Genomic DNA, 17,335 nt, shown 5'->3' with positions numbered 1-17,335 from the left:
ACCAAATAATAAGTTAAGAAAAATTATAACATGTCAAAAATTAAAGTTGGAATAAATGGTTTTGGTCGAATCGGGAGATTAGTTTTCCGTTCGATTTTAAAAAGAAAAGATATAGAAGTTGTAGGAATCAATGATTTAGTTGATGTAGATTACCTCGCTTATATGCTAAAATACGATTCTGTTCATGGAACATATGATGCAGAAATCAAAACAAAAGATGGACAATTAATTGTCAACGGAAAAGTGATTAGAGTAACCTCAGAAACTGATCCAAAAAATCTAAAATGGGACGAAATTGGTGCCGAATATATTGTAGAAGCAACCGGAATTTTCCTAACTCATGAAACAGCAAGTGCTCATTTAGCTGCAGGTGCAAAAAAAGTAGTCTTAACAGCACCATCAAAAGACGACACGCCAATGTTTGTGATGGGAGTAAATGACCATGAAATAACTGCCGAACATACCATTATATCAAACGCCTCGTGTACCACCAACTGTTTAGCTCCACTTGCCAAAGTACTGCACGAGAATTTTGGAATTGTAGAAGGACTAATGTCTACCGTACACGCGACCACCGCTACCCAAAAAACAGTAGACAGCATCTCTAAAAAAGATTGGCGCGGCGGAAGAAGCGCCATGCTAAACATTATCCCTTCTTCTACCGGAGCGGCAAAAGCAGTCGGTAAAGTAATCCCAGCCCTTAGTGGCAAATTAACAGGATTATCTTTCCGTGTTCCTACAGCAAACGTTTCGGTTGTAGACCTTACAGTGAAACTCGAAAAACCTACTAACCTAGAAGAAATAACCAAAGCGATTGCCGATGCCTCAGAAGGAGAAATGAAAGGCGTTATTGGCTATACAAAAGAAGCAATGGTCTCACAAGATTTTGTTGGAGAAACCAGAACCTGTGTTTTCGATGTAGAAGCAAGTATCATGCTTAGCCCTACTTTTGCAAAACTTATAGCTTGGTACGATAACGAAATTGGCTATTCAGAGAAAGTTGTGGACAGCATAGAGCATTTGGCAAAATTATCATAAACAATAATCATTCATTGAACGTTAAAAAAAGCAACTAATAAATTTAGTTGCTTTTTTGTTAATTTTTCTAAAACAATTAAATGTTTTTTTATATTTGTTTAACAAACCAATAAAAATACTGCGTATCGATACATATCTATTCTATTAATTAACACAATTTTTTGTTTGCAAAAACAATGTAGATATGATATACGAAGAAGACTCTGTGATTATACACGCTTATATTTCGGGGAATGAAAGTGCGTTGGAAACATTAATTAATCGGTACAAAACCAGAATCTATAGCTCTATTTATAACAAAGTTTTGAATCGCGACGTAGCAGAAGATATCTTCCAGGATACTTTTGTCAAGGTAATTCTTACTCTAAAAAACGGTAAGTACAACGAAGAAGGAAAATTCTATCCATGGGTTCAGCGAATTGCACATAACCTTACGATTGACTACTTTAGAGCCAATAAAAAAATGCCTAAAGTAAGTGAATCTTCTAGCCTAAACGAAGATTATAATATTTTCGATTGCCTAGGACAGTTGGATGAATGCTTAGAGACCAAACTCATCAAAGAACAAATTAATAGTGAAATTATTGATTTGATTGATTGTTTACCCGCCGACCAAAAAGAAGTATTGATTCTTAGGATTTTTCGAGATCTAACTTTCAAAGAAATTGCCGAAGAAACCGAAGTAAGTATTAATACAGCTTTGGGTAGAATGCGCTATGCTTTGATTAACTTAAGAAAGTTGATTAATGAGAAAGATTTAGTTCTAACAATCGATTAGCATGTTTTTATACAATAATTTAATTGACTATTCGTTTTAACTTTAAATATTAAATGTTATCGAATGGATAAAAATTTTACATCGTTTAAAACAGCTTTAAATCCGAAAGAATCAACTATTCAATCATTATTAAACTTTTCAAAAGCCATTCAGCCTATAAAAACTGAATCTTTACCAAAAAACATCTTGATGTTTTTGAATTAATAGATTAATAGCGTTATCAAATGAAAAGAATCGATTACCTTATGATAATCGATTCTTTTATTTTATAGAGTCTTATTTGCGTTTATGAATATTGCTTAGGAACTTCGCAACTATAATCAACTACTCCATCGACCGGAATTTCTTTTAAAACCAACAGCAAATAGTCCCAAAACTTCTGTACAGATTTTATTTCTACACGCTCATCGGGTGAGTGTGCACCATAAATATTCGGGCCGAAAGAAATCATATCCAAGCCAGGATAATTACGCCCAATAATCCCGCATTCTAATCCCGCATGACAAGCAACAACTCTTGGCTCTTCACCAAATTTCTCTGTATAGAGTTGTTTCATAATCGATAAGATTTCTGATTTTGGGTTGGCTTTCCACCCTGGATAAGAACCAGAAAATTCGACCGAAAATCCACCCAATTCGAATATTGACCGAATTACTTCACTCAAATATTCTTTTCCACTTTCCACCGAAGAACGCGTCAAATTTTTGAATGTGATATTCCCTTCTCCTACTTCTACTCTGGCCAAATTATTCGACGTTTCTACCAATCCTTCCACATCTGGACTCATACGAAACACTCCACTGAAGGCTGCGTTCAATACACGAATAAATGTAGTTGACTCATCAACACTCATACCCTCGGCAACAGAAACATTTTCTAGAGTGATGGATAGTTTTGGTTCTTTGGTCGAAAATTCTTCTATGACTTCTTCTTTCACGGTTTCGAAAACTTGTCGAAATTCGTTTTCTTTATCTGCGTTTAACGCAAATTCTACAATTCCTTCTCGCGGAATGGCATTGCGTAAACCTCCACTATTTACAGTAGAAATTTGTGGTTCATAAGCCAAAGTATGGTACAAAATTCTACCTAAAATTTTATTAGAATTTCCTAATCCCTCGTGAATTTGCATCCCCGAGTGCCCACCTTGCAAACCTTTTACCACCAATTGAAAGGCAGTTTTATTTTTTATTTTCTCGACCGGATATGTTTTTTTTGCAGTAATATCTACACCACCTGCACAACCGATATCCAATTCATCATCTTCTTCGGTATCGAGATTTAACAAGATTTTTCCACTCAAGAAATTCGGTTGTAATCCAAGTGCACCTGTCATTCCGGTTTCTTCGTCTATAGTAAAAAAAGCTTCTATTGCCGGGTGAGGAATCTCTTTGGATTCTAGAATACTCATTATTGCAGCAACCCCAATACCGTTATCAGCCCCTAAAGTTGTTCCGTTTGCTTTCACAAAGCCATCATCTACATACATTTCTATTGGTTGAGTATCAAAATCAAAATCGATATCGTTATTTTTTTGTGTCACCATGTCTAGGTGCGATTGCAAAACAACTTTCTTACGATCTTCCATTCCTGGATATGCAGATTTTTTGATCAACACGTTACCTACCTTATCTGTAGAAACATCTAAGCCTAATTTTTCACCAAAATCGATGATAAATTGCCGAACTTTTTCTTCTTTTTTTGATGGTCTCGGAATCTGATTCAAAGCATGAAAATTTTTCCAGATTGGCTTTGGTTCCAATTTAAATATTTCAGACATGAATTTTATTTTTATCAAATTTAATAAGATTATCAAAAATTAGCCTAATTTTAAAAAATCATTAACGTAAAAAACTATTATCCCATGAAAAGAATTTTATTACCTTTCCTTTTGATAGGAGGTATTGCTTGGAGTCAAGTAACAGATGTGGGCACAATTTATAGCCAAAAAATGCATCAAAAGTCTTCTATTCCAACGTACAAATTACCAGCTTTTGATATGAATTTGTTACAGAAAGAAGATGCCATAAATGATAAGCTCCCTACCAAACCATTCCGTTTTGGTAAAGAGTTTCCTGTTGATATTCAGCCTACACGAGATGGTCTTTGGACAACTCTACCGAACGGTGATAGACTTTGGCAGATAGTGATCGAGTCGAAAGATGCACAAACCCTAAATTTTGTTTTCGATCAATATCAACTTTCACCCAATGCCAAGTTGTATATGCATAACGAAGCTGGTCAGTTTTTGGGGTATTATGGTGCCAAAGAAAATAACGACACCAGAGAAGTAGGCTCTTGGCTGATTGATGGCGATAAAATAACGATAGAATTTTATGAGCCTTTTACAGAAATTGGTCAATCAACCTTCAGAATTAGCAAAGCTGTCCATGGTTATCGATCTGTAAAAAACATAAAGGATTATACCAAAGATCTCAATTCTTCTGGAGATTGTAATATAGATGCTAATTGTGCAGCAGGCGATAATTGGGATGATCAAAAACAAGCTGTAGCACTAATTTTAAGTGGTTCTTCTGCATGGTGTAGCGGAACTCTAATAAATAATACGGCCGAGGATGGTACTCCTTATTTTCTTACTGCCGATCACTGCATAAATAGCAGAACGCCCAATTGGACATTTCGTTTTAAATGGATAAGTGAAAATCCAGATTGTGGGACAACAGCACCTAGTGGAGATGGACCTCGAGTTTATAGTATGAGTGGAGCAGAGATTGTTGCCCGAAGTGCTAATACCGATTTTGCTTTACTAAAATTAAGAAATGAAATACCAGAAGAATGGGAACTAAGTTGGGCCGGATGGGATCGGACAGGAACGCCTCCGACCGAGGTAACCGGTTTACATCACCCAGCGGGAGATATCATGAAAATTTCTCAATACTATAGTTCACCGACCATAAGCAACCGATATGGTGTAAAAAACTGGGAAATCCCGAAATGGGATTTAGGCGTTACCGAAGGAGGTTCTTCTGGCTCAGCATTATTCAACCAGGATGGTTTATTGGTAGGACAATTGTATGGAGGAGAATCTGCGTGCGCAGGAACAAATCCAAACACCAAGAATGATAACTATGGACGTTTTGATGTTTCATGGGAAGGCGGTGGCACTCCTACTTCTCGATTGAAAGATTGGCTAGACCCTAATAACACAAACGCTACGACATTAGAAGTTTACAAAGCACAAGAGAAAAACTTCGACCTCGGAATTGCTTCGATAAACATTGCTAGCAGTTGTGAAGAAACTGTGAATCCAACGATTGATGTTCGAAATGCAGGTTTAGAAAAAGCAGAAAACTTTACACTAGTTTATCAATACAATCAAGAAGAAGAAAAAACAATAACCTGGAACGGAAGTTTAGAACCTAAAAGTAGAATTACTATTAATTTACCCGAAAAAGAATTGGTAAGCGGAAATCATGAGTTGAAAGCTAAGATCATTTATGACAAAGATGAAAACTTAAAAAACAATGAACGTACCAAAGTTTTTCATATATTAGAATCTCATGAAGTTGATAAAGTAACGCTAACTCTAAGAACCGATTATTTTGGAGATGAAACAAAATGGAAAGTGTATGATTCTAAAAACGCGGTCGTACAATCTGGCAGCAATTACTCAAACAACCAAGTCTATACAATCGACATTAATTTACCAAAAGACGATTGTTACACATTCGAGATTACCGATTCTGGAGGTGATGGAATTTGCTGTGCATATGGACAAGGTTTCTATAAACTAACCACCGAAAATGGAACTATTTTGGCAGAAGGAGGTAATTTCTCATCCTCAGAATCAACAGTTTTCAAAATCCGTAAAAAATTAGGTATCAACACAAATAATATACAAAAAGTATCCATTTATCCGAACCCAACCAAAGATAATCTAACCATTTCTACGCCACAAAATTTCGGAGAATATGAATATAAAATTTATTCTTCGGCAGGACAATTATTATTATCTGGAAAAGGTGAAACAGAAACTCAACTTTCGATGAAAGGTTTCGGAAAAGGTAATTACACTATCCAACTAAAGAATGATAAAGGTGAGCAAATCAGCAAGAAAGTTTTGGTAAAATAAAACTCAATCATAAAAAAACTCCCAAAATGGGAGTTTTTTTCATTTATCCAAAATTTCATTAAGACCAGCAGAACCTTGTATATTTCTCATTTGTCGCATAATCTGATTAGCTCTTCTATTAATAAAAGCAGAAGGAGGATTCACATTGTATTTTCTCGGATTTGGTAAAGCAGCCGCAATTCTTGCAGCCTCTTCTCTACTAAGGTCGATGGCCGATTTTTGATAATAATAATCTGCAGCAGCTTCAATACCAAAGACACCAATCCCCATTTCAGAAGTATTTAGATACATTTCTAGGATGCGTTCTTTACCCCAAATCTTTTCGATCATGAAGGTGAAATACACTTCTAGACCTTTTCTCACCCAAGTTCTTCCTTGCCACAAAAAGACATTTTTAGCGACTTGTTGAGAAATTGTCGACCCACCACGAAATCTTTTACCCGATTGATTATCTTCGTATGCACGTTGAATTTCATCAAAATCAAAACCGTTATGCGTAGGGAATTTCTGATCCTCGGATGCAATTACTGCCAATTTTATATTCCTACCCATTTTATCATAAGAGACGTACGATCTCTTGATTTTTTTTTGATTGACCATTTCGGTTATTTGTGTAAGGGTTATTGGTGGGTTAATCCACTTCAGTACAACGATATAAAATAATTGCCCGATAAATAAATAGAGGATAATTTTTTTTACTAATTTGAGCATGGAGTGTGTTTTAATACTTTCCAAATGTATAAAAGTTTTCCATCTCTACTAGAAATTTTTTAAACGAAAAGTATCTCAGAATTCCCTATAAAAAAGTTGTAAAACCAAACGTTAATTATGTACAAAAATTAGTATAAAATAAATTTTCTTGATTGGTTAATCCTTTCAAAATTCTTATTTTTGCATCGCTTAACCAAATCTCATTTTTAATAAAAATCTCATAACCATAATAATGCCTAACAAAACATTCTTTCTGTCTTTTGTTTTTATTTTGGCTTTTTCTTCTTGTAAAAAAGAACAGCCAGTAAACCAAAACTATCATGCAGTGCACGAAACCACCAAGCCCTCTATTCCATTACGAGACTCCCTTGTGATAGATAGCATTGCAGTTGCAAAAAAGCAAGACTCGATAGCTCAGCAGAAAAGAATACAGGATAGTATAGACGATAAAAAATTCGTCTACCTTACATTCGACGATGGACCACAAGAAGGGAGCGAAAAAATAAACAAAATTGTCTCGGAAGAAAATATAAAAGCTACTGTTTTTTTGGTAGGTTTTAATGCTTTTACACCAAAACTAAAATCTTATGTAAAAGATTATAAAGACAACAAAAACATCGAGTTAGCCAACCATACCTATACACATGCTCGCAACAAATATTCACAATTCTACAGCAATGCAGATAATGTTTTGAAGGACATTGAGCGCAACAACGATTCGATTCTTTTTCCCAATAGAATTGTTCGTTTTCCGGGAAGAAATATTTGGCGAGTGGGTAAACGCAAACATAACGATTTCGACAAAGCTTCTGCACAAGTGGCCGATTATATAGCCAGCAAACAATATGCAATATACGGTTGGGATTATGAGTGGGAGCGTCCCAAAAAAGGAAATTCAATAGACTCACCACAAAGTATTTATAAAGGCATTATGCATCGATTAGAGAAAAATTATACATTCGAGAAAAATCACTTAATTTTATTGATGCACGATAACATGTTCTCTTCTGTAGAAAATTCAGAAAAATTACGTGAACTGATTAGGCTAATCAAAGGAAACGATAAACTTGTGTTGGATGTTATTTCTAATTATCCTGTACAACAATCCAGTAAAAAATTAATGTAAACTAAGAAAAAACAGTAACAAAAAAACCTCCAAAATGTGGAGGTTTTTTTATTGTTTTTAGGTTACATTCTCTCTGGTACTTGAATCCCTAACAACTTCAGCCCAGAAGCTATCGTATTTCCCACCCAAAGGGAAAGCATTAGACGGAAGTGTTTTTCGGTTTCGTTTTCGGTTTTCAAGATAGGTGTATTTTGGTAGAATGAATTATAGAGTTTTACCAAATCGTATGTATAGTTAGCAATGATTGCCGGACTCAATTCTTCGGCTGCTTTTTGTATTGTCTCGCCAAAATCACTCAGTAGACGAATCAATTCTTTTTCGATTCCTTGCAACTTTATCGTAGACCAATCCATATCTTTTGGTGATTCTTTTCGCAACAAAGATTGGATTCTCGCATAGGCATATTGCACAAAAGGGCCAGTATTTCCGTTAAAATCTACACTTTCTTTCGGATCGAATAAAATTCTTTTTTTCGGGTCTACTTTCAAAATAAAATATTTCAGAGCACCCATTGCAATTATTTCGTATAAAGATTCTTTTTCGGCATCTGTATACCCTTCTAGTTTCCCTAATTCTTGTGCAATTTCTTTTGCTGTTTCATAGATTTCTTGCATCAAATCATCGGCATCGACCACAGTTCCTTCACGAGATTTCATTTTTCCTTCTGGTAGATCTACCATCCCGTACGAGAGATGCTGTAATGTTTCTGCCCAAGAATATCCCAATTTCTGGAGTATAAGAAACAAAACTTTGAAATGATAATCTTGCTCATTTCCTACCACATAAATTAAATCGTCTAATTCTCTATGTTTAAAGCGTTCTACGGCCGTTCCTAAATCTTGCGTTATATACACAGAGGTTCCGTCTGCACGCAAAACCAACTTTTCGTCCAAACCATCCTCTGTTAGATCTATCCAAACAGAGCCATCTTGTTTCCGATAAAAAACCCCATTTCTCAATCCTTCCTCCACCAAATCTTTTCCCAAAATATAAGTATCACTCTCGTAAAGGTACTCATCAAAATCAACACCTAAACGTTGGTAAGTTTTTGCAAAACCATCGTACACCCAATTATTCATTTTCTCCCACAATGCACGAACTTCGGGATCATTTGCCTCCCATTTTCTCAACATTTCTTGTGCTTCTATAAAAATCGGAGCTTTTTTCTTGGCTTCTTCTTCTTCCATACCGTTTGCAACCAATTCTTTGATTTCGTCGCGGTAATGTTTATCAAATTCTACGTAATATTTTCCTACTAAATGATCTCCTTTAATTTTCGACGATTCGGGGGTTTCTCCGTTACCGAATTTTTCCCAAGCCAACATCGACTTGCAAATGTGTATTCCACGATCGTTTATGATTTGGGTCTTAACGATATTTGCTCCACTTGCTGCAATAATTTCTGCAACCGAATATCCTAAAAGATTGTTACGCACATGACCAAGATGCAAAGGTTTATTCGTATTGGGTGAAGAATATTCTACCATAACGGTTTTCGATTTTTCGGTAGGAAATTGTAGACCGTAACTTACATTTTGGGCATTTTCGGATAAGTAGCTTACAATAGTAGAAGGTAGCAACTCTATGTTCAGAAAGCCCTTCACTACATTGTACGACGCAATTTTCTTTTGTACCAAAAGATGTTCTCCTATTTCTTGTCCTATTTGTTCTGGTTTTTTCTTAAGGGTTTTGATTAATGGAAAAACAACCAAGGTATAATCTCCTTCGAATTCTTTGCGAGTAAACTGAATTTCTAGCGATGGAAACTGTAATTGATAAACCTCTTCGATTGCTTTTTGCAAGAGAAGGTTTAGGTGTTGTTTATTATTTGTCATGATAAAATTCTAAAAATGCAAAATTACAACATTCTTAGCGGATAGTTGGCAGTTTTGAGATCGTTTGCAAAACTTTTCCGATTACTTTATCGGTCTGATCTTCCCATGAAAAATTCGTAATTGCATTTTTCTTTAGCCAAGATGCGATCTCAGCTTGGTCTAAATGTAGATTTCCGTCTACGCCCATTTTTTTTAATGCTGTATAATTGCACAATTGCTCATATTGTTTGGCAATCGGAATAACGTATAGTTTTTTCTTCAGGTATAGAGCCTCCGAAGGCAACTCGAAACCTGCGTTACATATAACTCCTTCGCAATGAAGAAGTTTTTCTATAAAAAGGTCTCCATCTATAGGTCGAACTTCTATTTGAGAGTTGGAAAAGCTGGTTTTCGTCATCGGTGAAAAAATAACAAACCTTGTCGAAGGAAATCTTTGAAAAAATGAAATCAACTCATCATGGTGATAACTTGGTAAATACACCAAATAATAATGATCATAAGAAGATTTTTGTGCAACAATTTGCTCGCGCAACAATGGAAGATAAATGGATGAGTGATAGGATTTGAAGTGAAATCCGATTCCTTCTCGTGAAGGCGCATATTTTTCTAAAATTATTTGAGCAAAAAAATCATTTTTTTTTGGTTTAGGAGAACTAGTATGTTTCACAGCCCATTGGTGACTCAGCGCCAAAGTCGGTACGTTTTGCAGTTTACTTGCCCAAGCGGTAATCGGCTCGAAATCGTTGATAACCAAACTATAATCTTTGATTTTACAACGACGAATATTTTTAGCAAAGGTAGAAAAGCTATTTTTCTGTACTATTTTCATAAAATCCAATCCACCATTTCCCGAATAAAACAAAGAAATTCCTTGGTATTTCTTATATTCAAAAGTACCTTTTAGTTGAGCATTTGTACCCGACACCAAAACATCAACTGGCAAAAATTCTTGTAGCTTAGGAATTAGCACATTTGCCCGTGCCAGATGTCCATTTCCTGTGGCTTGCAGTGCGTATAATATTTTCATTTAATTTTTATTTGGATGCTTTCCATCAAATTCTCGAACATTTGCTCATCTTGCTCGAGGAGCTCATTTTTCAACCAATCTTCCTGATTTTCATACTCAAATAGCCCTGTCTCGTAGTGATGAATTTTCCATAATCCTTTATGAAATTCTATAGTGGTAAGATTTTCTATCCAGTCACCAGAATTCAGATACACGCACTCACCTTTATTGGTTGTCACTTTTTTGATTTGTGGTTGATGAATATGCCCACATATTACATAATCATAATTATTCTCAATGGCGAGTTCGGCTGCTGTCTGCTCGAAATCATTTATATATTTGACTGCTTTTTTTACCGAATTTTTTATTTTTTTAGAGAAAGAGTATTTTTCATATCCAAATTGTTTTAGCACCCAGTTCGATAGATTATTGATTCGGATTAGATAATCGTATCCTATTCCGCCTAATTTTGCAATCCATTTAGAATGCTGTACGGATAAATCGAAAACATCTCCATGGAAAATCCATACTTTTTTATAATCTACCGTTAGAACTAATTTGTCTACAATCTGAATATTACCAAATTGTACCTTGGGAAATTTGCGAAGAAACTCGTCATGATTTCCTGTAATGTAAATCACTTCTGTTCCTTTAAGAGAAAGGTTGAGGATATGTTTGATGATTTCTAAATGTGTAGCGGGGAAATAACTTTTCTTAAACTGCCAAATATCAATAAAATCACCATTGAGAATTATTTTTTTTGGTTTTATGCTTTTCAGGTAGGCCAACAGTTCTTTTGCTTTGCAACCGTACGTCCCTAAATGCACATCAGAGATAATCACCAAATCAACTTTTCTTTTCATAGTAGTTTTAGGTAAATATCGGCTACTGAAGTTACCTGAAAGTTGTGCAGAAGCTACTAAAATGTGAAGTTTTCAGAAAAAGTGTATAGAATTTATTAACATTGATTTTAACTCTTTTACTTGGATAATGGCTTCGGTAATTTATTATAGAAATCTCCTTTCTGATATATTTCATCAACAAATTGATGCAATCTTTCTAATTGATTACGCGATAAATGTTGCCCATACCGTGCTGCTGCATAGGTAAGTAATGCAATCAGAAAAGAAACTGGCAAAGACCAAATCCAGACAGTGCCAATCCCGAGAGCCATTTCTACCGCACCATAAATCCCTACGGTTAGTGCCAAAGCCCCCGCAAAACCGTACAAGAACATGAAAAATGTCCACACACTTGGTCGTGGCCCAAAAATCCCTCGTAATTCTAACACATCGGGGCGATCTTCGTTATATTCCAGCTTCAAACTCAGTTGCGGTGACCAATATTTGGTTTTTTCTTTTCGTACCCGAACCACACTTCCTAATGTCCCGACATATCCTCCGAGATCTGAATTTTTCTCGAGTAATTGTTTCATAATATCTTCTACCTCTTCTTTTTTATGATAAGAATAGGCTTTGAGTCTTGGTCGGGAGCGAATAGATTTCACATGTAGACTTTGTTTCATATTGTTCTATTTTACTAAATTTACGATAAAAATAAGTTAGAATGAGTTTAGATAAACCAACAAATACATTTGCAGAAATATACGAAATTGTGAGGAAAATCCCGTTAGGAAAAGTTTCAACTTACGGTCGTATTGCAGCCATTTTAGGATCTACAAGTGGAGCTAGGATGGTTGGCTACGCTCTCAATCATGCACATGTTGATAGCTCTATTCCTGCTCATCGAGTTGTTAACCGTAACGGACAATTAACAGGGAAAATGCATTTTCATCCTCCACAACTCATGCAGCAATTATTAGAAAATGAAGGTTTTATAATCGAAAACGATCAAATCGTCAACTTCAAAGAAAATTTATGGCCTTAATTTCATCGCATTTGTAACTATTCCTACACTGGGATGACTAACTTTGCAATGAACAGTAGTTTATTATGGAATATTTATTACAAGCTGAAAACGTAACCAAGCGTTATGCCGACAAAACGGCACTGAATTCGTTTGACCTCAACATCCCGAAAGGTTCTATATATGGTCTTTTGGGTCCAAATGGAGCAGGAAAAACGACTTTTATTAGAATTATCAATCAAATTACCGCACCAGATGAAGGTAAAATTATCCTCAATAATCAACCCCTAAACAAAGAAAGTATTGCACATGTGGGTTATATGCCCGAAGAAAGAGGTTTGTATAAAAACATGAAAGTCGGTGAGCAAGCCATGTATTTTGCAAAACTAAAAGGTTTATCGCATACAGAAGCGCGCGATAGAACACAGTATTGGTTCGACAAGCTTGGTATTTCTTCTTGGTGGGGAAAGAAATTAGGTGAATTATCGAAAGGTATGGGACAAAAGGTACAATTTGTCATCACTGTAATACACAATCCCGCTTTACTTATTTTCGATGAGCCTTTTAGTGGTTTCGATCCTGTAAATGCAAGCATCATTGCACAAGAAATTTTAGAATTACGCGACAAAGGAACAACTGTTATTTTCTCTACACATCGTATGGAGTCGGTAGAAGAAATGTGTGATCATGTTGCCTTGATTAATCTTTCTAATAAAGTTTTGGATGGTACGATTGAGGAAGTCCGTAACCAATACAAAACAGGTAAATATAGGATTATGCTAAGCAATGTTGCCGAAGAAGCATTTGCCAATTTCTCACAACACTATTCTACCGAAAATGTACTTCAGACTCCTTTTGGTCATTCATTCGACCTGAAGTTTGATAAAAGTATTTCTCCTAATCATGTATTGTCGGAGTTGGCCAAAGTGGGTGAAATTCATCAATTCAGTGAAATTATACCTTCTATGAACGATATTTTCTTAGAGGCTGTTCAACAATCAAATCATTAAATCTACCATGAAACAAGTTCTACTCGTTGCGCAACGAGAATTCCTGACGCAAGTAAAAAATAAATCTTTCATTATCATGACTGTTTTATCACCTTTGCTAATTATTCTGGCAATCGGTGCAGTAGTTTGGTTTAGCATGGCCAATGAAGAACATAAAAATATTGCGGTGGTTGATGAAAGTGGATTATTTTTCACCGAGCTAAAGTCTACACCGACGACTTCTTATCTTTTTTATACCAAAAACGAACTAAATTCGATAAAAGACACCCTAAATGGAAGTAAATTCCTCAACGCTCTTCTTCATATTCCATTGGTAAGCAAAACTGATTTGTCTCCGCTTGATAAGCATACACAACTCTTTACAAACGGGAATTTGGGTATGGAAGAACGTACGAAAATTAAGCTTACTTTGGATAAAAAAGCAGAAGAAATGCTTTTACAAAACAAAGGTGTTGACCCAGAGGTTATCTACAATACAAAATCGAATATAAAGCTAAATGTTTATAATGTAAAAGATGGTAAAGAAGATTCTGGTTTGGCTGTAAAAATTGGTCTTTCTGCCTTTTTGTGTTATATAATATTCACATTTATCATGATTTACGGTGTACGAGTGATGCGCTCTGTGGTTGAAGAAAAGCAAAATAGAGTTATCGAAATTATTATTTCTTCTGTGAAACCTTTCGAACTGATGATGGGAAAAATTATAGGCACAACGTTGGTTGCCACTACACAATTCGCTATTTGGATTGCTATAACCCTTATTTTGGTGACAATTTTTCCTGCGATTATGGCTGCAAGAATGAGTATGATGACCGAAAATTTACCCGAAGAAGCATCCGCAACCTTAGGGGAGAATCCTGATATTATGCACCAAATAAACGATATCTCGACTACTTTATTAAGCCTAAATTATCCAGTTATTATAATTGCATTCATTGGTTTTTTCATTTTAGGCTATTTGTTTTACAGTAGTATATTTGCGGCAATTGGTTCGGCTGTGGACAATGACACCGACACGCAACAATTTACTTTTTTACCTTTGGTCCCAATGATGGTCGGATTGTACGGAAGTTTTACAACACTACAAAACCCCGATGGTCCTGTTGCCTTCTGGTTATCGATGTTTCCGCTAACGTCACCGATTTCGATGATGACTCGTATTCCGTTCGATGTTCCTGTTTGGCAATTAGCTCTGTCGTTAGGAATTTTAATTGTTTCTACCTTGATTATGATTTTTATTGCTGCGAGAATCTATCGAGTTGGAATTCTGATGTTTGGTAAAAAACCTACTATAAAAGAAATGATAAAATGGATTAATTATAAAAATTAAATCCAATCAAAATAAATCAAAAGTTAAAATCCCTCTCAGTTTCTGAAAGGGATCTTTTATATATCGATAGAATGAGAAAAATCCTACCATAAATAACGAATTGCTGATTATTATTTTATGAATCTTTATCAGTTTCATCACTTTTTCGTTCATCAAATTCTTGATGATTTTGCTCTTCTGTCTGTAGATTCTGTGGTAAATCTTCGTCTTTTGGTTTTGTTTTCGTGAAATATAAATTATAATATTTCTCGAACATAGGGGTAGGTGCATTCTCTTCGCCTAACAAAAATCCGTAAGGTTTCAGGTCTTCGACCGCATCGAAAACAATACGCGCAATTGCCAAAATCGGAATCGCTAAAAACATTCCGGCCATCCCCCAAATACTTTCTGCTACGATAATACCGAAAAGTACTACAAATGAATTTAGAGAAACTTTTGATCCTATTACTTTTGGTGTTAGAATATTGCCATCAATCGAATTGACAACAATCACGGAGATCACTACCCACAAAGCATTGATGGGTTCGTTTGTTGCCAAGGTCACCAAAGTAGCCAAAACTGTTGCAGAGAAAATACCGATATAGGGTATTAGGTTTAGAAGACCACAAAGAGCTGCAAAAAAGAAGGCATATTTTATCCCAATAATAGAAAATGCAGTAAACAAAGCAACCGTAATAAAAGTAATCTGTATGCCCAAACCTACGATGTATTGTTTGATAATGCTTTGGATAGAGCTAACTACATTACGCACTTTTTTTTGTTCGCTTGGAGGAAAACACCAAACAATAAATTTAGTAAGATGGCTACGATAGAGTAGAAAGAAAAAAGTATATAAGAATACAAAAACAGAAGAGCCGATCACGGTTGTCATTGTTGACACAACATCACCAACTACAGCACCGCCATGTTTGATAGTCGATTCTGTATTTTTTTTCAAGTAGTTTAGTTGTTCTTGTTCCGTCACATTAAATTGTTCGGCAATAAATTGTTGGGTTTTATGAAACAAATCGATTAATTGTTTTTGTAGTTCGGGCAACTCATTCTGGAATTGTACAATTTGAGTCCCCAACAAAAACATAACTCCCAAAACTACAAGAACAAACATGATCGGAGAAAGCAAAGAACTTACAATTCTAGGAAAGCGCAACTTTCTTTCGAGGAAATTTGCTATCGGTAATAATACCATTGATAAAAGAAAACCAATAATCAAAGGCACAATAATCGATTTACCGACAATTGAGATATAAAATAAAGTAACTAAACTTACCAAAACACAAGCGAGCTTCACGACAAAAGGAAGTTTCCTGTTGCGATGTCGACGAAGTGAAGCACGTGCACTTTCTTTCAACTGAAATTGTTTATTTTCCATTATATGTAGTACTTTTTATGTTTATTAATTGTGAGCTTTTTTGTCATCATTCGCCCAAGCATTAGTCGTTTTGATGAAAGGAATCTTTCTTATAAATTTATTTACATTAAATACACTAAAACCTCTACTTCTAGATTCTAATGATAGAATGAATTTCTCTTGCTACATGAGTCCGTATAAAGCACAAAAATCATTTCTCTTTGTCGCCCTAGCTCCATTGTCTAGGATTGTTAATCGCAGTCATTATGGTAAAGTGTGCATCTAGCTTTGTCGCAAACAATAGACCAAAATATTATTTCAGTTTGTTTTATTCATTTTTTTAGAAAAGGTACAAAAAAAGCTTTCAAAATATATTGAAAGCTCTTAAATATTTTTATTGATGTTATTTTTTCTTTTCGAACATTAGCTCTTGAACTTTTTCTTTATCTTCTTTCTCTTTTTTCAGGTCGAACATTGTCCCAAAAACTTTATCCCAAAAGGTGTTCGATACGCCAAAACCTAAGGTTTCGTCTTTGTAATGGTGGAGATGATGATTTCGCCAAAGAGGTTTCATAAACTTAAACGGCGGAGCCATTGCATGGATCATATAGTGCATTGATGCATACATCAACCATCCTAAAACAAAACCTGGATAAAAAGCAAAAGCATATTCTCTCATAACAAGATAAAATATACCAAACAAAGCAGCAACAATAATTAAGCTTGGCACAGGAGGCATAAACAAACGTTGTCTATCCCGTGGATAATGGTGATGATTGCCGTGCATTATGTAAGCAAATCTTTGCAGTTTGGGATTTTCACTTATCAGATGAAAAATATATCGATGCGCAATATACTCAAAGAAAGTCCAAAAGAATATTGCCCCGAAAAATACCATGAACATCGTTCCCAATGGCATTTGATAATTTTTATAGCCGTAATAAAAGCAGAAAATAAGAATCGGAAGATGTATCCCCCAACTTAATTGTGGGCTACCTTTGGTAAGTGCTTCTAAAAATTTATTTTCAAAGAGTTGAGCTTGCCCTTTGTTATTTATTTTATCAAACTTCATGATTATTTATTTCTGAGCTAAAATTACAAAAATCAACTTCTATCTACAAATTAGAATTAGATTAAAAATAAAACAGACCGATATCTCTAAGGATTCGGTCTCTATATGTTTTTATTAAATCTAAA

At 35.2% G+C, this 17,335-nt stretch carries 15 protein-coding genes; 7 read left to right on the top strand and 8 right to left on the bottom strand.

Translation table 11 applies throughout. From position 1 onward, the window contains the following. Positions 1-30: 30 nt before the first annotated feature. Both gap and HMPREF2660_RS01640 read left to right on the top strand, forming a co-directional pair. Entirely contained in the window at positions 31-1,038 is a 1,008-nt protein-coding gene (gene gap / locus HMPREF2660_RS01645) for a type I glyceraldehyde-3-phosphate dehydrogenase (protein WP_070485412.1), read from the top strand. Between the two features lie 184 nt (positions 1,039-1,222). Further along, entirely contained in the window at positions 1,223-1,816 is a 594-nt protein-coding gene (locus HMPREF2660_RS01640; protein WP_013598618.1) for an RNA polymerase sigma factor, read from the top strand. Positions 1,817-2,102: 286 nt separating this feature from the next. On the opposite strand, the gene HMPREF2660_RS01635 is transcribed toward HMPREF2660_RS01640, so the two are convergent. Further along, positions 2,103-3,593: an aminoacyl-histidine dipeptidase gene (locus HMPREF2660_RS01635; protein ID WP_013598616.1), complete on the bottom strand. Its 1,491-nt coding sequence runs from the start codon at positions 3,591-3,593 to the stop codon at positions 2,103-2,105. Between the two features lie 84 nt (positions 3,594-3,677). Between HMPREF2660_RS01635 and HMPREF2660_RS01630 the strand changes: the two genes are divergently transcribed. Next, positions 3,678-5,906, top strand: coding sequence for a T9SS type A sorting domain-containing protein (locus HMPREF2660_RS01630; RefSeq protein ID WP_070485410.1), 2,229 nt, complete (start codon positions 3,678-3,680; stop codon positions 5,904-5,906). A 39-nt stretch (positions 5,907-5,945) separates the two neighbouring features. Here HMPREF2660_RS01630 and mtgA read toward each other — a convergent pair whose 3' ends face one another. After that, positions 5,946-6,617: a monofunctional biosynthetic peptidoglycan transglycosylase gene (gene mtgA, locus HMPREF2660_RS01625; RefSeq protein ID WP_013598614.1), complete on the bottom strand. Its 672-nt coding sequence runs from the start codon at positions 6,615-6,617 to the stop codon at positions 5,946-5,948. Positions 6,618-6,849: 232 nt separating this feature from the next. Between mtgA and HMPREF2660_RS01620 the strand changes: the two genes are divergently transcribed. After that, the gene (locus tag HMPREF2660_RS01620; protein ID WP_013598613.1) at positions 6,850-7,743 is read left to right on the top strand and encodes a polysaccharide deacetylase family protein; all 894 of its coding nucleotides are present in this window, start codon (positions 6,850-6,852) and stop codon (positions 7,741-7,743) included. Positions 7,744-7,805: 62 nt separating this feature from the next. Here HMPREF2660_RS01620 and argS read toward each other — a convergent pair whose 3' ends face one another. From argS to HMPREF2660_RS01600, 4 genes are all read right to left on the bottom strand, one after another. After that, positions 7,806-9,578 (bottom strand): arginine--tRNA ligase, encoded by a 1,773-nt coding sequence (gene argS, locus HMPREF2660_RS01615; RefSeq protein ID WP_070485408.1) that lies wholly within the window; start codon positions 9,576-9,578, stop codon positions 7,806-7,808. Between the two features lie 34 nt (positions 9,579-9,612). Continuing rightward, positions 9,613-10,605, bottom strand: coding sequence for a glycosyltransferase family protein (locus HMPREF2660_RS01610; protein ID WP_070485406.1), 993 nt, complete (start codon positions 10,603-10,605; stop codon positions 9,613-9,615). Next, complete coding sequence (locus tag HMPREF2660_RS01605) at positions 10,602-11,447, bottom strand: UDP-2,3-diacylglucosamine diphosphatase (protein ID WP_070485405.1); 846 nt, start codon at positions 11,445-11,447, stop codon at positions 10,602-10,604. The genes HMPREF2660_RS01610 and HMPREF2660_RS01605 overlap by 4 nt, the downstream gene beginning before the upstream one ends. A gap of 116 nt (positions 11,448-11,563) precedes the next feature. Then, on the bottom strand, positions 11,564-12,109 hold the full coding sequence (locus HMPREF2660_RS01600; protein ID WP_013598609.1) for a hypothetical protein: 546 nt from the start codon (positions 12,107-12,109) through the stop codon (positions 11,564-11,566). 41 nt (positions 12,110-12,150) lie between these two features. On the opposite strand from HMPREF2660_RS01600, the gene HMPREF2660_RS01595 reads away from it, so the two are divergent. The 3 genes from HMPREF2660_RS01595 to HMPREF2660_RS01585 all read left to right on the top strand — a co-directional run bounded on the left by HMPREF2660_RS01595 (position 12,151) and on the right by HMPREF2660_RS01585 (position 14,790). Further along, the gene (locus HMPREF2660_RS01595) at positions 12,151-12,471 is read left to right on the top strand and encodes an MGMT family protein (RefSeq protein WP_013598608.1); all 321 of its coding nucleotides are present in this window, start codon (positions 12,151-12,153) and stop codon (positions 12,469-12,471) included. Between the two features lie 65 nt (positions 12,472-12,536). Next, positions 12,537-13,460: an ABC transporter ATP-binding protein gene (locus HMPREF2660_RS01590; protein ID WP_013598607.1), complete on the top strand. Its 924-nt coding sequence runs from the start codon at positions 12,537-12,539 to the stop codon at positions 13,458-13,460. A 7-nt stretch (positions 13,461-13,467) separates the two neighbouring features. Then, complete coding sequence (locus HMPREF2660_RS01585) at positions 13,468-14,790, top strand: ABC transporter permease (protein ID WP_070485403.1); 1,323 nt, start codon at positions 13,468-13,470, stop codon at positions 14,788-14,790. A 115-nt stretch (positions 14,791-14,905) separates the two neighbouring features. Here the strand turns inward: HMPREF2660_RS01585 and HMPREF2660_RS01580 are convergent, their stop codons facing one another. Both HMPREF2660_RS01580 and HMPREF2660_RS01575 read right to left on the bottom strand, forming a co-directional pair. Next, complete coding sequence (locus HMPREF2660_RS01580; RefSeq protein WP_013598605.1) at positions 14,906-16,159, bottom strand: AI-2E family transporter; 1,254 nt, start codon at positions 16,157-16,159, stop codon at positions 14,906-14,908. A 382-nt stretch (positions 16,160-16,541) separates the two neighbouring features. Beyond that, positions 16,542-17,210, bottom strand: a complete 669-nt coding sequence (locus HMPREF2660_RS01575) for a sterol desaturase family protein (RefSeq protein ID WP_070485402.1) — start codon at positions 17,208-17,210, stop codon at positions 16,542-16,544. Between the last annotated feature and the right edge of the window lie 125 nt (positions 17,211-17,335).

It is taken from the genome of Weeksella sp. HMSC059D05 (assembly GCF_001809725.1).
GTDB lineage: Bacteria > Bacteroidota > Bacteroidia > Flavobacteriales > Weeksellaceae > Weeksella > Weeksella virosa.
This window is presented reverse-complemented; position numbering and strand designations above follow the sequence as displayed.

Coding starts and splice junctions, on each gene's coding strand:
- HMPREF2660_RS01630 (WP_070485410.1), top strand. CDS start 3,678: ATGAAAAGAATTTTATTACCTTTCCTTTTGATAGGAGGTATTGCTTGG.
- HMPREF2660_RS01585 (WP_070485403.1), top strand. CDS start 13,468: ATGAAACAAGTTCTACTCGTTGCGCAACGAGAATTCCTGACGCAAGTA.
- HMPREF2660_RS01575 (WP_070485402.1), bottom strand. CDS start 17,210: ATGAAGTTTGATAAAATAAATAACAAAGGGCAAGCTCAACTCTTTGAA.
- HMPREF2660_RS01590 (WP_013598607.1), top strand. CDS start 12,537: ATGGAATATTTATTACAAGCTGAAAACGTAACCAAGCGTTATGCCGAC.
- argS (WP_070485408.1), bottom strand. CDS start 9,578: ATGACAAATAATAAACAACACCTAAACCTTCTCTTGCAAAAAGCAATC.
- HMPREF2660_RS01605 (WP_070485405.1), bottom strand. CDS start 11,447: ATGAAAAGAAAAGTTGATTTGGTGATTATCTCTGATGTGCATTTAGGG.
- HMPREF2660_RS01620 (WP_013598613.1), top strand. CDS start 6,850: ATGCCTAACAAAACATTCTTTCTGTCTTTTGTTTTTATTTTGGCTTTT.
- HMPREF2660_RS01635 (WP_013598616.1), bottom strand. CDS start 3,593: ATGTCTGAAATATTTAAATTGGAACCAAAGCCAATCTGGAAAAATTTT.
- HMPREF2660_RS01600 (WP_013598609.1), bottom strand. CDS start 12,109: ATGAAACAAAGTCTACATGTGAAATCTATTCGCTCCCGACCAAGACTC.
- HMPREF2660_RS01640 (WP_013598618.1), top strand. CDS start 1,223: ATGATATACGAAGAAGACTCTGTGATTATACACGCTTATATTTCGGGG.
- HMPREF2660_RS01595 (WP_013598608.1), top strand. CDS start 12,151: ATGAGTTTAGATAAACCAACAAATACATTTGCAGAAATATACGAAATT.
- HMPREF2660_RS01580 (WP_013598605.1), bottom strand. CDS start 16,159: ATGGAAAATAAACAATTTCAGTTGAAAGAAAGTGCACGTGCTTCACTT.
- mtgA (WP_013598614.1), bottom strand. CDS start 6,617: ATGCTCAAATTAGTAAAAAAAATTATCCTCTATTTATTTATCGGGCAA.
- HMPREF2660_RS01610 (WP_070485406.1), bottom strand. CDS start 10,605: ATGAAAATATTATACGCACTGCAAGCCACAGGAAATGGACATCTGGCA.
- gap (WP_070485412.1), top strand. CDS start 31: ATGTCAAAAATTAAAGTTGGAATAAATGGTTTTGGTCGAATCGGGAGA.